The sequence below is a fragment of the Leptospira sarikeiensis genome, from assembly GCF_004769615.1.
In the GTDB taxonomy this organism is placed as follows: Bacteria; Spirochaetota; Leptospiria; order Leptospirales; family Leptospiraceae; genus Leptospira_B; species Leptospira_B sarikeiensis.
Genome location: NZ_RQGF01000042.1, coordinates 16,627 through 31,612, shown reverse-complemented (window position 1 = coordinate 31,612; position 14,986 = coordinate 16,627). Strand labels below are relative to the sequence as shown.

10 protein-coding genes are annotated in these 14,986 nt (G+C 41.0%); 5 read left to right on the top strand and 5 right to left on the bottom strand.

The window, feature by feature from the left end:
• Positions 1 to 18: 18 nt before the first annotated feature.
• Genes EHQ64_RS18725 through EHQ64_RS18710 form a run of 4 tightly spaced genes read right to left on the bottom strand, consistent with a single transcriptional unit; the run spans position 19 to position 8,386 of the window.
• Positions 19 to 2,460, bottom strand: coding sequence for a hypothetical protein (locus EHQ64_RS18725; RefSeq protein WP_135651331.1), 2,442 nt, complete (start codon positions 2,458 to 2,460; stop codon positions 19 to 21).
• On the bottom strand, positions 2,454 to 3,635 hold the full coding sequence (locus EHQ64_RS18720) for an LIC11435 family protein (protein WP_135651330.1): 1,182 nt from the start codon (positions 3,633 to 3,635) through the stop codon (positions 2,454 to 2,456). Before EHQ64_RS18720 ends, EHQ64_RS18725 begins: the two co-directional genes overlap by 7 nt.
• Positions 3,625 to 5,739 carry a FecR family protein gene (locus EHQ64_RS18715; protein ID WP_135651329.1) on the bottom strand — a complete coding sequence of 705 codons (2,115 nt, stop codon included), beginning with the start codon at positions 5,737 to 5,739 and terminating at the stop codon, positions 3,625 to 3,627. The genes EHQ64_RS18720 and EHQ64_RS18715 overlap by 11 nt, the downstream gene beginning before the upstream one ends.
• Positions 5,723 to 8,386, bottom strand: coding sequence for an adenylate/guanylate cyclase domain-containing protein (locus tag EHQ64_RS18710; RefSeq protein WP_135651328.1), 2,664 nt, complete (start codon positions 8,384 to 8,386; stop codon positions 5,723 to 5,725). The genes EHQ64_RS18715 and EHQ64_RS18710 overlap by 17 nt, the downstream gene beginning before the upstream one ends.
• A 215-nt stretch (positions 8,387 to 8,601) precedes the next feature.
• On the opposite strand from EHQ64_RS18710, the gene EHQ64_RS18705 reads away from it, so the two are divergent.
• The 4 genes from EHQ64_RS18705 to EHQ64_RS18690 all read left to right on the top strand — a co-directional run bounded on the left by EHQ64_RS18705 (position 8,602) and on the right by EHQ64_RS18690 (position 13,286).
• Positions 8,602 to 9,057 carry a peptidylprolyl isomerase gene (locus EHQ64_RS18705; RefSeq protein ID WP_135651327.1) on the top strand — a complete coding sequence of 152 codons (456 nt, stop codon included), beginning with the start codon at positions 8,602 to 8,604 and terminating at the stop codon, positions 9,055 to 9,057.
• Positions 9,058 to 9,183: 126 nt separating this feature from the next.
• A complete protein-coding gene (locus tag EHQ64_RS18700) occupies positions 9,184 to 11,412 on the top strand; it encodes a PAS domain-containing sensor histidine kinase (RefSeq protein WP_135651326.1) in 2,229 nt (742 codons plus the stop codon).
• A gap of 3 nt (positions 11,413 to 11,415) precedes the next feature.
• On the top strand, positions 11,416 to 11,859 hold the full coding sequence (locus tag EHQ64_RS18695) for a response regulator (protein WP_135651325.1): 444 nt from the start codon (positions 11,416 to 11,418) through the stop codon (positions 11,857 to 11,859).
• A complete protein-coding gene (locus tag EHQ64_RS18690) occupies positions 11,856 to 13,286 on the top strand; it encodes a histidine kinase dimerization/phosphoacceptor domain -containing protein (RefSeq protein ID WP_135651324.1) in 1,431 nt (476 codons plus the stop codon). The genes EHQ64_RS18695 and EHQ64_RS18690 overlap by 4 nt, the downstream gene beginning before the upstream one ends.
• Here the strand turns inward: EHQ64_RS18690 and EHQ64_RS18685 are convergent.
• Entirely contained in the window at positions 13,283 to 13,753 is a 471-nt protein-coding gene (locus tag EHQ64_RS18685) for a four-helix bundle copper-binding protein (protein WP_135651323.1), read from the bottom strand. The genes EHQ64_RS18690 and EHQ64_RS18685 overlap by 4 nt on opposite strands.
• Positions 13,754 to 13,983: 230 nt before the next feature.
• On the opposite strand from EHQ64_RS18685, the gene EHQ64_RS18680 reads away from it, so the two are divergent.
• The gene (locus EHQ64_RS18680) at positions 13,984 to 14,973 is read left to right on the top strand and encodes a diguanylate cyclase (RefSeq protein ID WP_210410894.1); all 990 of its coding nucleotides are present in this window, start codon (positions 13,984 to 13,986) and stop codon (positions 14,971 to 14,973) included.
• Positions 14,974 to 14,986: the final 13 nt, after the last annotated feature.

Below are 14,986 nucleotides of genomic sequence, written 5' to 3'. Positions count from 1 at the left end.
GTTCTTTTTATATTCTTCTTAAGGAGCACATCCGCTATCATCTAACTCAAACGCTCCGATCGTATATCCTGAGGAGCCTGATGGGGTATTTCCTCCGAAAGAAGCTGTTCTAGGTACCGGAGCACTAATTACTGCATCAAGTTTATAATACGGATCGAAAGTCCCGCCTATATAAGTAGAAGTTTCAACTCCTCCGAACGCTATATTACATGGACCTCCATTCACAGGTTGTAATGAAAGCCAAGGTTGTCCTACTGGGGCAGTATTAAAGCTTGGAACATTCGTGAAGTTTTGTCCACCTCGAGTCGCATCTAAGAATGCGTTAGCGAGAATACACAATGCACTGAACGAGTTAAAGGTCCCGTTTGAACAGTAGTATGGATAATTAGTTGCGCCTACAGTAACCAATTTTCCTAAACTACAATCTAAATTATTTCCCGTAAATATTGCAGTCGAAGATGGTGTTACGCTGAAAGAAGCGCAAACTGAATTCGAACCCGGGCCTTTAATAAGATTATTTAGCATCTGCGCGTTTGTTGTCCCAGACATAAAGATCCCGTAATTTGATCCTCCGGCAGCCCCACTAGAATAAATCGTATTTCCAGCAATATACAATTGAGTATTTGGGGAATCTTCGAAATTTCGGATCCCGTATACGGACACTGCAGTGACCGAACCGTCCGTATATTGGCGATAGTTCATCGTGTTATTGAGGATTGCCATAGCAGGGTCATTATAGCTTGTACTATCGAGAGACGCAGAGCTAGACACCGCTTTGTCTCCGCTCAATCTATTATGAAATAGATATAGATTGGAATCGTAATTATACACTGCGACGGAAGCGTCTGCACCGAATCCACCTTTGATCACATTCGTATCGATTTGGTTTTGGGATTTTGCTCCCTGAAGATAAATACCACCTCGAACTCCTCCGGTTGCACTATTTTCCGTGCCCAAACCACCTTCACCACCTGTGATATAATTTCCGAAAAGGTAAGAGAAACTTGTATTATCTCCATTTAGAATACGAACACCGAATGCATTTTTCTTAGTTTCGTCTGCAACGATAGTAAACCCTTGGACTATATGGATCTTATTGGTATCATTTGCCATTCCGGAAGCGGTGATCGTGATCGGTGCGCATTCGTTCGTACCTAAGGTAGTGCCTGCGCAAAGTATGTTGGATCTTCTATCTATAATTGCACTAGGTGTAAAATCTAAACTTTGAGTATTAAACGTTGGATCAAAACTTCCCATAAGACGAATTCCACCGGAAGAGCTTATGGAAATAGGCGAGGTAGTTCCTATAATTATGTATGTCCCACCTTCTACCATTACGGTACAAACATTAGAGGAAGAACAATAATTGACTGCAGTTTGGATGGTCTTGCAAGAATTACTTGGATCCATACATCCATTCGTATCACTACCTGAAGCATCACTTACAAAGTAGACTTCGCCATCCATCATCTTAACTGTAACAGCAAGCGGATTTCCATTATTTGCTGCGAGAGATGCATCCGTAGAATTCAGACATCCCGTGAGACGGAACATTATTTGTTGAGGAAGAGTTGCAGCTGAGAAAGACCAAGGTAGTGAAGTCGGAGCGATAACTGCAGTTTTTCCAGCATAAGTAACTCCAGGGCTACCGTTTGCCGTTCCCGCTCTATAAGGCGGGCCGCCCGCAGTAGAATCCAATACACAACCGGTTACAGGTCCCGAAAATGTAAATACCATTGCCTTGGTGGAAGGCATAAATGCGCCGGAGGCGAAACTGGTCTTCATCAAGCTCAAACAGCTTAATTTCATACTCACATCAGCACCTGAAATCGTCCCACTAGTGGTTCCAATCAATTGGCAAACATGAGTTGAAGGAACTGTTGGAACTGCTCCGGTTATTATATCATAGGGAAGGCCGTCCCCTACATCAAAACTGACAGTTCCATTTGTTTGTGTAAGTTTTAGCTCTGTTCCATTATTCAAAATTTCTAGATCTGTATTATTCGAAGTATCTATTCCAGTTACAGCGACATTCACCTTATACCAGTTCTCTGCACAATTGACTACGAATGTAGTGGTAGCAAATGTAAGATTTAAATTCGGATTTGCGATCACGCAGGTTTGAGTAGGAGCAGTTGCAGGTTGTAAAATGATATTTAAAGTATAGATTTGGTTCGTGTCGTAATATCCGGAGAAAGAATCCGTTCCTGCGGCAGTAAATGTTAATTGTTCTCCGGTACTTGCCAACTCTACGATCAGAACTCCGGAATTAGTTAATCCGTTCACTTGTACATTCAACGGGAATGCTGTTCCGGTCAAATAGGACATGAAGTTGGAAAGATTCATGAAATCTAATATACCGGACTTTTTAGGACGACTATAGCAGTTCGCAGCAGTGAAAAGCACTACTAAACACAAAAGTAAAAAGGATCTGGAGAATGATTTGCTGAAGCTTACCATGTGAATTCCACTCCTAATTCCATTCTTTGTTGTGATAGATAGGAATTTCCGGATGCAAAAGTAGAAGGAGATTCCCTTGTATTTCTAAGAAGAGGAGAAACACTAACAGGAGTATTCGTTCCTTCTACGTTTACTTGTTTAGAGCCTGGGAAAAATCCTGCGTCTACAAGATTGATTAAGTAAAAGAATCCTAATACTCCAAATGCTACTCCCAATTCATTGTATTCGCTGACTGCATGAGAGTATTTCGGAGAGATCTGAGTATAATTATATAATGCAAGATTGAATAGGGCAGGGTTTGCAGATTGTAAGAACGCAGAGTTGAATACAATATTACTTTGTCTGGCGGCATCCAGCTCATGAGTTGCACTTAAATAAGAACTTCCTTTTGCAGCCGCATATCCCCCAGCGACAATGATCAAACTTGGAAAAATCGCAGTCCTAAAGGTGGATTTTTGCTGATAGTATTGTCCCCATCCTGGTAAGACCGCAGATCTTGCTACTGCTCCAAAATCGAAACTAGAGGGTCCGGATGAGACTGAAGAAGATGAAGTTTTGGATTCTAAGGCAGCTAATTCTTCTTCGGTCTCAGCGACTAAAAGATAATTTTCCCTTTCTGCGACTTTATTTCTTGGATTTTCCAATCTAAGAGAAACCGCACCGTCCGGCGAATTTTTCTTATCGATGGTAACTACCATCGTTTCTGAATTTTTAACGTCGATAGACTTAACAGGGATCTCATTCCCTTTAGAATCTTTTAATACTACTTTGGTAGCTTCGGTAAAATGTTTCCCTTTGATCTCGAAAGTTTCCGGAAGATCCTTATTTAGAAATTTATTCTTATTTGCTGCAAGTATCTCTGGTTTTTGAGAAAGGATTACCTCGAAAGGGATCCAAGTGGAGTATACGGATACTCTACCATATTTATTTAATACACCGATCCTATGCTCGTAACTTCCTGGAGGAAGTTCGATTTGGATCTGAGTTCCGTTCGTTTTTTCTTTTGTGATTTTTCCGCGAGAATCTTTGATCTCAACGATATAACCACCGGAGTCGGGAATAGGTCTCCATTCCAACTTGACCCCTTCTTCTTTTGCAAAACTTGGAAAAGAGAATAAAAGTAGCCCGAGTAAGATCCAAGCTTTGACAGAATGTACCAAACTTTTATTCCACATAAAATTCCTTAGGAGTCAGGACCTCTGGAGCCTTGAAAGTGGCAGACATGATGATCTCGAAATCCCTGGTCAATGGAAGGGTGGTGCGGAGCTGACCAGAACTGTCCCTGTATCTTGCGCTCAATCTCCACTGGTATTTTCCTTCCCTTAACCTATACAACTCTCGATAGTCGTAGGATTCTCCTCTAATTTCCTTTTTAAATATAGTTTTTAACGTTTTTTGGTCCAACTCCAAGAGCTCCAATATGTAAGCCTCGGATTTGCCTTCAATTTCCCAATAAAATGACAAACTTCCTTTCTCGTCCAGGTCTACCTTATCTCTATCCCTTGGATACACAGGTGAGACAAAAGGAGCGGAATCAGAAGTCTTAAATCCGGAAGAAGGACTACTTGTGAGAACTTCTCCCTCAGGAGTTAGTAAAGTTACCTTCCAATAGAAATCCCCAGGACCAGGAAGAGGGACAGAACTTTGCCCTGAACGAACTGAAGTTTCGAATACTTTGGATCCGAAATTCGGATCCTTAGAAACTTCCAATTTATAGGTTCCTGTTGGATCCGGCCTGTCCCATTTAAATAGAAGTTTGCCGTCTGCAGGATGTCCTAATTCGGATCCGTCTTTAGGGAAAGAAAGCCTTAGGGCACCTAACGGCTTTAAGGTGAATTTACCGGTAGAAGAGGATATTTCTCCTTCTGAATTTAATGCGGCCCTAATTTTCCAGAAATACGTACCTTCTCTCCATTCCAGATCCGGTTTCATATAATTCGAGTTAGTCGATTTGCTAAATACTATATTCTTAAAATCGCTATCGCTTGCGATATCCAAGGAATAAGACTTAAAGTCCTTGTTTGCGCTCCAACTGAAGAATGATCCGATCTTAAAGATCCTGATCCCGATCTCTTCTCCTTGCAACGGTTTTAAAAGTTTAGGAGGTTCCGCCTGTTCCGATTTGCGTAATGTAAAAGAAATCGTTTCGGAATTTAATTCTGAAAATCCCTGCTTATCCGAATACATTCTTAGGCGTGCGTAAAATTGACCTTCCGATTTGGTTTCCCATTTTGCGAATCCGGAAGAAGAGTCGGTGTTATAAACAATTTGTTTAAAATTCTGATCTTGAGAAACTTCCAATTTATACTTAGTCTGTGAATCAGCAGTATTCCATTGGAATCGGATCGGAGGAGGGGATTCGGTATAAGCGAATATCTCTTTATGAGTAGGAGAAGTTAATCTAGGTTTATTCCAAGAAACTAATTTAAAGTTTTTAGATGAACTATACTCTTCTTTTCCCGTTTGAGGATTTTTACCTGCGAGTCTCCAATAATAAGAACCGTTACCTAAGGAAACGGAAGCGTTCGTTCCGCCGGAATTCATTTTTTTAAGACCGGTCCTAAATCCTGAATCTTTCGCGATCTCTAATCTGAAAGTTTTTACTCCGGTTGCAGTTTTCCAATCGAATTTGACCGGAAGTGTTTCAGTCGTTAAAGGAATATAGGTTTTATCCACTGGAGAGATCGTTTCTAAATTTAAGGCACGTACTTCTATTTTTCCATCTTTTAGATCTGCAGATTGATTTTTACCTACGGTACTCTCTCCGGAAGAAGAGGCAACCTTTGCCTCTCCATTCTTGACTTCCAGATTGATCCCTTTGTTCTCATCCTTGGAAATTTTAACGTCGGAACTACCTAAAGAGATCCGAGTATCTCCCGAATTGATCTGCAAATTTCCGGAACCGCTTCCCGTCGCGGAAAGTGAACCCGATACGAAGCTGATCTTGTCAGTATCCTCCACAAGGATCATACTTCTTTCATCCATACGGATCTCTGCGGTATTATCTCCGTCCGTAAAAAGAAGGACTGCTTCGGAACCTTCTTCCGTTCGGATCGTGTCCCTATAACGGATCGGATCGGATTCGTCCAGTTCTTCCCAAATAACTTCAGAATCAAGTTTTCGTAATATTTTAAGTTGTTTAGCCTTGAGTTGGCCTACGATCTTATTGGTCCCCGTTTTAGGACCCGCGTTTGCATAAAGGTACAGAAGTCCCGAAAAAAATAAAAGAAGTAGAACTAAAGCAGTGACGACGATTCTGCCGTCAGTCAAGTATCTCATACTTTAATTCCTCTTCCTCGTCTCCTGTTTTAGTTTTTTTCTTGGACTCGTATTCGATTCCCAATCTTCTTCTGAGTTCGTGAACGTCTTTCGGGCGATCCATATCGTCCTTTCTTCCTAAGACAGCATAAATGGTCTGTGGTTCTTCTTTTCCCTTCACCTTAATGGACTGCATTTTTTCCACGGCAAAAATATCACGGACACGGTCGTATAGGTCTTGAGTGATCAAAACATCGGTACCAAAAGGTTTATTTAATGCTTCTACCCGAGATGCAAGGTTTACTGCGTCACCGATTACGGTGTATTCCAATCTTTCTTCGGAGCCGATCTGTCCTGCGATCACAGGTCCGAAATTCAATCCGCAACCGATACGAATAATCGGCTTTTTATCCCCGCCTCTTCCTTCATTAAACTTTAATAAAGCGGTTCTCATGAGAAGTGCGCCGTTCACTGCATTCTCAGCATCTTGGTCCGAGGAACGCACAGCTCCCCAAGTTGCCATGATTGCATCACCTATGAATTTATCCACGATACCATGAGTGTCGTTCACGCATCGAACCATCTCAGTCATGTATTCGTTCAAGAATTCCACAACTTCTTCCGGTTGTAGTTTTTCGGAGATTGCGGTAAAGGAGCGAATATCGGAGAAGAAGATAGCGCACATCTTTCTTTCTCCACCCAAAGTAAGTTCCTTGTTTAGGACCATCTCCGCGATCTCTTTGTTTACGAAACGTCCAAGAGCGTCTTTTACCTTCTCTCTTTCTTCCAGACCTTTTCCCATGCTTACGAAGTAGTCTGTGAGAACTCCGATCTCGTCTTTGGTCGTGGATCTAATTCCAATTCTGAAATTTCCTTTTGCGATCTCGACTGTCGCGGTTAGAAGTTTTAAAACCGGAATGGTAATGGTCCTTGCTAAGAAGAAAACGATGATAAGGGCGATACAGAGAGCGATCGCCATGATGAGAAGGTTTTTGGTCTGGATCCGGTAGACCATCTCGAACACTTTCTCTTCCGGAACGCTAACGATTACTCCTGCTCCACCGAATCCTAATTTTTGGTAAGAGCCGTAATATTTGATCTTATTCGAATCTTCGTATCTAGTTTGCTGGCTATCCTCGCGAACGGAAGAAAGCATCGTTTCGAAAATAGGAAGATCCGCCCAGTTCGTTTGAGAGGCGAGAAGTTGAAGATCATGATGAGCGATCAAATCTCCGTCTCCATTAATCAGGAACGGAACGTTAATATCTTGTTTTTGGAATACTGCAAGAAGTCTTTCGGAACGAATGATGTAGACTAAGATAGATTTACTCTGAGGGTCATATACGGAAATCGTAAAGGATGGTTCTTTAAAATTCGGAGTAAGATTATCTATTCTTCCGCCTGATTGGACACTTTTGATCAGAGAAGATTCTTTTTGGGAGATAGCAGCATCCAATTCTTCTCTATTGGAAGAGATCCCTTCCAAATAAGAATCATTGTATAGAACGACCCTTTTTTTCAACTTATCTCCTTCCGCAGAATAAATCCCCGCTAAAAGAAAATCAGGTTCGTTCCTAAAGAAAAGATCCGCGTAAGCACCCGGTCCCTTAGGATCCAAAAGTTTTTCAGTAAGAGTTTTTCCTTTATCACGAATATCTTTTAGATCCGATTTTACTTTGATCCCTAAGATGTTTACAAGTGAGAAGTTGGTTTCCAAAACTCGGACTTCGTAGTTCTTCTTGAATTCGCTGGAAGCGTATAAAATGACAGTGGAGACAGTAACGGTAAGAAGAAGAGAAATAACAGCCATCAGCTTTAACTGAAGCGGGAATTTTGCACTTGTTGCAAGTTCCGAATCCGAAATCGGGGTAGGTGGAGGAGTTTCTCTTTTTGGAATATTCTTTTTTTCTGATGTAGTCGGTTTGGTTTCTTCAACTTTTGTTTCGGAGGGATCTGCATTTTCCGATTTTTCTCCGGAAAACACCGTATCGAAGGAAATGACAGGTTTACTTTCCAAAGTGCGGAATTCTTCCGGTCTGTCTTGGAATTTAGGGACCTTCTTCTTTCCGTTCGTGTCTTTGGACTGGCCATTCTTGAAAAGACCGAGTTCAATGCCTGAAACCGCCAAAGGTAATTCTTTTAAGAAAACGGAAAACTCTCCTCTTGCTCCGTCAGGGATCTCTTTTGGAGCTCTTTTGCGAGAAGCATAGGATTTGAATTCACCCAAAAGTTTTGCTTCTTCTTCTCCTTGAAGAGAAGGGAACCAAGCACCTAACTCACCTGAGGCGATATGAGGATAAGAAGAAATTACCATCTTGGAAAGGATCACTTCCCATCTTTCTAAAAGTTCTTCCGGAATTAAAAATAAAATATTCGATTTGGCTGCTGCAGAAATTAGTTTCCAAGAGGAAAGGAATACGGATTCATTCGTTTCCGGTCCAGGTGGGATCTCCAACGCAAATAATTTCCATTCTCCTGCATGAAGCATTTCTTCCAGATCCGTAACGAGCGCGGATCCTTTTTCTGAAAATACGCATACGACTGTGCGGATCCCTAGATCCGCCCAGGCCCTGAGTTCGTCCTGATTATGAATTCTGTCATTGGCTTGGGCCCAGAAAGCGACTGCACCGTTTGGTCCGAATGGTATATATTTAGTGGATGATGGCATTTTGTTCCTAGGGAAGTTCCGGAATAAAAAATCTCTTTTAGAAACCTAAAAAATCAAACCGTCTAGCGGAAAGTAGATTCTGGAAATCCTCTGTTAAATTATCGGAACATCGGCCTTCTATATTGAAAACAAGTCGAATGCGTTCTTTCGCTCTAAAAAAATCTGATTTAGTTGATTGCTTGGATACTGGATAGAATCTGGATTTTGAGGTACCTATGGCAACTGCTAAGTTTATTACCAATCGGGGAGAGTTCTCTGTTTTATTGGAAGATGAGAAGGCTCCGATCACTGCAGGAAACTTCATTCAGCTAGCTCAAAAAGGCTTTTATAATGGTCTTGTTTTTCATCGGATCATCGCAAACTTTATGATCCAAGGTGGATGTCCAAATGGGACAGGAACCGGTGGACCAGGGTATAAAATTCAGGATGAATTTCATCCGGATCTGAAAAACAAAAAGTATACTATCTCCATGGCGAACGCTGGACCGAATACCGGAGGCTCTCAGTTCTTCATCAATGTAAGAGATAATTTATATTTAGATAATCGTCATGCAGTCTTCGGACATGTGAGCGACGGAGAAGACATAGTTCAGGCAATTTCTGAAACTGCGACTGCTCCAGGGGACCGCCCTTTACAACCGGTTGTGATTGAAAAAATAGAAATTGTATAAGCATCATCCCTTACGGGACATAGATGTGGCAAAATACACAAAAAAACGAAATATACTTGAAAATATCTATATTTCGCCATAATTAAGAGTTCCTCCCGGAAAATTAATTCCGGGTTGGGGTCTCTTATGAGTTCAAGGTTTCAGACATTCCAAACTGCGATAGAGTCGGAAGATCCAAAGTCCTTACTCAACTATATTCTCAGAAGTTCTCCTATCGTTTTATTTTCTACGGATGAAACCGGGCGAATCGATTTCGCGTCGGGAAAGGCATTAGATATGCTGGGCTTAGATTCCAGCGCATTTGTAGGAACAAATTTTGTAGAACATCAATGGAATGCAGAGATCCGAGAAGAAGACGGAACTCTTAGAAAGTTAAGCCAAACAGAAGCATTACAATTAGCTCTTCACGGAAGAGAGATCAGCGCGGAGATAGAATTTTTAGGAAGGCATTTTGCTGTAAGGCTTTCTCCTGCAATGGGAGAAGACGGAAAAATCCATGGGACCGTAGGGATTTCCTTAGATATAACCGAAAGAATAATCGCGGAAGAAATATTAGAAAAACGTACTATAGATTTTCAAACGATTATAGGTGCATTGCCTGTAGTCATATTTTCCATTTCTCCGGAAGGAAAGATCATACTCGCCGACGGAAAAGGTCTAGAACGCCTTAAGATTAATTCTAAAGAGATAGTGGGAAAGACGATATTCGAGAGAGCAGGAAACCGTCCGGAAGTAATGGACGCGTTTAGAGCCGCATTGAGCGGAGAAGAGAGTATCTATCATAGTTCCATGAATAATCTTCTCTTAGAGACCAGGATGTATCCTAGGTTCAATCGTAAAAGGGAAGTACAAGAAATATTAGGAATTGTTTATGATATTTCGGATCGTTTAGAATACGAGAATAGGCTCAAACAAAGCGAAGAAAAGTATAGAGGATTATTTCAAAATAATCCTCAGATCATGTTCGTGTTCGAACGAACTTCCCTAAATATCCTAGCAGTAAACAAAACCGCGATCGCAAGTTACGGTTATACGGAAGAAGAGTTCCTAAAAATGAAGATCTCCGACCTTAGGCCGGAAGAAGATCGACCGTTTCTTTTTCAGGCAATTAAAACATTAAAAGAAGGCCAGAATTCCTTTCCTGAGATGAAACATCTTAGAAAAGACGGAACTTCAATGTATCTGGATATTGTATCTTCTCCAATCCGCTTTCATGATATGGATTCGGTCCTAGTTTCCGGTATGGATGTTACCGAGCGTGTTAAAATGCAAAGGGAGAATAGTTTTAATTTAGAGGTAATCTCTCAAGTGAACGACGCTATCATCTCCATCGATGGTGAACAAAATATCACTTATTACAATAGTTATGCAGCGAAATTATACGAGGTGGAAGAGGGGGAATGTTTAGGAAAACATTATACTTCCATGTTTAGTGAGGATTGGATTTCCGACCAAAATTATAAGGAGGCAATGGAGGACTGGGATAGGGATGGAGCTTCTAAAAGAGAACTGATACATACTCTCAGGTCAGGCAGAAAAATCTCAGTAGAAAGCAATTTTAAAAAGATCAGAGCCGGAGGTTATCTAGTTCCTGGCCTGATCATGGTGAATCGGGATATATCCGAAAAAGTAGAAGCTAGGACATCTTTAGAAGAAGCCCTGGTAAGACTCGCAAAAACAAATAAGGAGTTGGAACAATTTGCTTATATCGCCTCCCATGATCTTCAGGAACCGCTTAGGACGATTGCGAGTTATCTTCAATTATTAGAGAGAAAATTTTCGGAAGAGATCAAACCGGAAATGAAAGAATTCATCCGGGTGGCGGTGGAAGCTGCAAAAAGACAGCAGGGGTTGATAGAAAGTTTGCTTAGTTATTCTAGAGTTGGTTCTGATTCAGTTCATAGATCCAAAGTGGATACAAACGAAGTTTTGGAAGAAGTCCTTAAAGACTTATCCTCTATCATTTTAGAAAGCGAAACTAAACTGACCTTAAGCGGTACTTTTCCGGAAATAAATGCGGATAGGGATCAGATCCGTAGATTATTCAGTAATTTAATTTCTAACGGGATCAAATTTAGGTCTCCAAATCGTAAACCGGAGATCCGTATCTCTGTAAAACAGGATCAAGGTAATCTGGAATTTTCAATATCGGACAATGGGATCGGAATGGACTCCAAGTATTTCGATAGGATTTTTATTATATTCCAAAAATTGCATGCACGATCGGAATATCCAGGTACTGGGATCGGGTTGTCTATATGCAAAAAGATCGTGGAAAATCATGGTGGAAAAATTTGGGTCCAATCTTCCGTAGGAAGAGGTTCCGAGTTTTCCTTCACATTACCTGGGGTTTAAAGAATGCGTCCTTCTTCCAAAAAATATTTCGATATACTTCTCGTGGAAGACAATCCGGCGGATGTTCGTCTTACCATGGAAGCCTTAAATGATCTGAAATCCGAAAAACGTCTGTTTGTGGCAAAGGACGGAGAGGAAGCGATCGATTTTGTGAAGGGAGAAGGTGAGTTTACTGGGGCGGAACGTCCCGACTTGATCTTATTGGATCTGAATCTTCCCAAAAAGAACGGACTAGAAGTTTTAGAAGAGCTGAAATCCGATCCGGAATACAAAAGGATCCCTGTAGTAGTTCTTACTACTTCAGGATCGGAAAGGGATATTATCGCCACTTTTAATCTTCACGCGAACTCATATATACAGAAACCGGTGGAATACGAAAACTTTTTGGAAGCAATGGACACATTACGTATCTATTGGTTCCAAACTACGAGGTTGCCTCCTAAATGAACGCAAGAGTAGTATCCGTCCGGGTAAAACAAATTTTAGTGGTAGAGGATAACGAGGATGATTCTCGTTTGTTTGAGATCTTTTTGAAAGAAGCGGATCCTTCCGGGATACGTTTAAAACATTCTATGACAATTTCCGATACGTTGGATCTCCTACGTGAATACGGAGACGAAGTGGATTGTATTATTTTGGATCTTTCTTTGCCGGATAGTTTCGGTCTAGACGGATTTGAAACGATCAAGAAGGCATTTCCTAAGATCCCGATCGTGATCTGTTCTGGAACAGAAGACGAAAATATGGCCATGGAAGCCTTACAGGCCGGAGGCCAGGATTATCTGATCAAAGGAAGATTTGATTCTCATCTTCTTTTTAGATCCGTTCTATATGCAATTGAAAGGCAGGACATGTTATCCAAATTAGAAGAGCAGGCTTTTTTAATTAAGGAGAATGAACAAAGATACAGACTTCTATTCGAACATAATCCTCATCCGATCTTACTTTATAATTTCGATTCTGAACGGATCTTGGATCTGAACCAAGAGACCGAAAGGATTTACGGATACGATAGAGAAGAGTTACTCGGGATAAAATTTTCAGAACTATTTGTAGGGCAAGCGGGAGTAGAAGAAGATAGAAGATATGCTCCGGTCCAAAATGGTAAAAATATTCCGGAGACACATGTACATAGGACTAAGGATGGTCTTCCATTGCTTATGGAAATCACTTCTTATCGATTCCAACTACAAGGCAAAGAGGTGGTGCTTGCGATCCTAGTCGATATGACTAAATGGAAACAGTCGGAGGATTCTTTATTACAGTCTTTGAGAGATAAGGAAGCTCTTTTGCAGGAAATACATCATAGGGTAAAAAATAATCTGCAGATCATGGCGAGCCTCTTGAACCTTCAGGCAAATTATGCTAAAAACAAGGAAGTTACTCGAGAATTAAAAGATACTGAAAGTAGAATATACTCAATGTCGCTCGTGCATAATGAACTCTATAATTCTAAGAGTTTAGCAGAGATCGGTCTTAGATCTTATGTGGATAAACTTTTGGATAATTTATGGAATGTTTACGGGATCGGATCCGAGATCAAAAGAGAAATTGATGTAGGACAATTAAGTTTGGCGGTAGAAAAAGCTCTTCCGATCGGAATGATGATCAACGAGATTGCAACAAATTCTATCAAGTATGCTTATCAGGAGAAAAAGCAGGGGCAATTTTATATTAAGGCCAAATTCCAAAACGGAGTTTTTCTATTAGTGGTAGGAGATGACGGTAAAGGGATCCCGGATTATCCGCAGATTGAATCCAAAGAGACTTTAGGTTTGCAACTTATTAGGATCTTATCCAAACAGCTAAAGGCAAAATTGGATATTAATACTGCAGCACCGGGAACCCGATTCCAAATAGAATTCAGCTATTAAGCTGCTAAAAGTTTTTTGAATTCAGAGATGCAGGATTTACATGCTTCGGAGCAAGCCTTACACTCCTCGTGATGATCTGCGTGTTTATCACATTGAGCCGCACATCTTTCGCAGGACTCAAGGCAAAGAGAGGCCAATTTTTTAGTGGCAGGGGACTTTAGGGAAGAGATGGTAACGAATGCCTCACAAAGGGCAGTCGTCTCTTCGACGGTTCTTAGGCAATCCGCCATCTCCTTATGACCTTCCGCCAAAAAATCCACGCACATATTGATGCAAATCCTACCTTTTAAAATACAAGCGGAAGCAGCTTCAATCGCAGAACCTGCATTGACTGGAGCCTTTTCGGATTTCTTTTTAGAAGTTTTTTTATCTCCATGATCATGAGCGAAAACCGAGTTGCTTGCTAAGGTCGCGACAGCGGCACCCGTCAGGCCTAAAATTTGTTTTCTAGATATTTTTTGTTCCAATGGAACCCCCTCAAAGCCTCACTAAATTATCTTGGAAACCGGTTTTCGTCGCCTAAAATAGGTTGCATCGAACAAAAAAAACCGCTTTCTTTTCGGAACTTTTGGATTAGCTTTGGAAAATTCTTCCCGGAAAGTAGCTCTTTTTGGAAACTCTCGTCGGATGAATTAACAAGAGAAAGATGTTCGGACCTACGAAAGAAAAAAGCGAAACTAGCGCAAACATCGCGGAAGTGGACAGAATTCTCATTTTAGATGATGCTCCTGAAAACTGTCTACTCGTCGAAAGGATCCTGAAAAAAGCAGGGTACGGGGACGTAATTTCTACTCAGTCTCCGGAAACGGCATTGGAATGGTTGGGACTACAGGGAAAACCCGAAAACAAAAAAGAAATTTCCCTATTACTTTTGGACATCTTACTTCCAGGTGGAATGAACGGCCTCGACATTCTACGCACCTTAAGTTCTAAAGAAGAATTTTCTGATCTTCCTGTCATTATCATCACAGCCATCCATGATACACAGACTTTAGAATCTGCATTCGAATTGGGTGCAATTGATTACGTTACAAAACCCTTTGACGCGCATGAATTAAGAGCGAGGGTGCGTTCTACTCTACGTCTCCGTCATGAGATGCTCCAAAGAAAACAAAGAGAAAGGGACCTCGAAGAAATTACCGACAAACTTTCTGAAGCATACCAAACTTTATTGAGAGTATCTAGAACGGATGGTCTTTCCGGGATTTGGAACAGAAGATTTTTCGATGAGATCTTAGAAGTAGAATGGAAAAGAGCCTGTCGTTCCGAAAAACCGATTTCATTACTTTTATTGGATATTGATTTTTTTAAAAAATACAACGATACCTATGGTCACCAAGCGGGTGATGAATGTATCCGCAAAGTTGCAGAGATACTAAAACTTACTGCAAGAAGAGCAGGGGATTTTCCGGCACGTTATGGCGGGGAAGAATTTGCAGTCATATTACCGGAAACAGATTCTGAAAAAGCGCTATTAGTCGCTGAAAATATCAGGACTCGAGTCCAGGATCTGAAGATCCCTCATGAAGCTTCTGAAACTTCTCCCTTTGTGTCAGTAAGTATCGGGATCAGCACTCGATTGTCAGGTAAAGAGGACAAAGAGCCTAAAAATTTCTTAGAAGAAGCAGATAAAGCATTATATAAATCCAAAGAAGCGGGCCGCAATCAAAGTACAATTTACTCTTAAGGCAGATTTGTAG

What these genes read in the sequence shown, in the direction of transcription:
- EHQ64_RS18695 (WP_135651325.1), top strand. Translation starts at nt 11,416, where the DNA reads ATGCGTCCTTCTTCCAAAAAATATTTCGATATACTTCTCGTGGAAGAC.
- EHQ64_RS18710 (WP_135651328.1), bottom strand. Translation starts at nt 8,386, where the DNA reads ATGCCATCATCCACTAAATATATACCATTCGGACCAAACGGTGCAGTC.
- EHQ64_RS18715 (WP_135651329.1), bottom strand. Translation starts at nt 5,739, where the DNA reads ATGAGATACTTGACTGACGGCAGAATCGTCGTCACTGCTTTAGTTCTA.
- EHQ64_RS18725 (WP_135651331.1), bottom strand. Translation starts at nt 2,460, where the DNA reads ATGGTAAGCTTCAGCAAATCATTCTCCAGATCCTTTTTACTTTTGTGT.
- EHQ64_RS18720 (WP_135651330.1), bottom strand. Translation starts at nt 3,635, where the DNA reads ATGTGGAATAAAAGTTTGGTACATTCTGTCAAAGCTTGGATCTTACTC.
- EHQ64_RS18690 (WP_135651324.1), top strand. Translation starts at nt 11,856, where the DNA reads ATGAACGCAAGAGTAGTATCCGTCCGGGTAAAACAAATTTTAGTGGTA.
- EHQ64_RS18705 (WP_135651327.1), top strand. Translation starts at nt 8,602, where the DNA reads ATGGCAACTGCTAAGTTTATTACCAATCGGGGAGAGTTCTCTGTTTTA.
- EHQ64_RS18700 (WP_135651326.1), top strand. Translation starts at nt 9,184, where the DNA reads ATGAGTTCAAGGTTTCAGACATTCCAAACTGCGATAGAGTCGGAAGAT.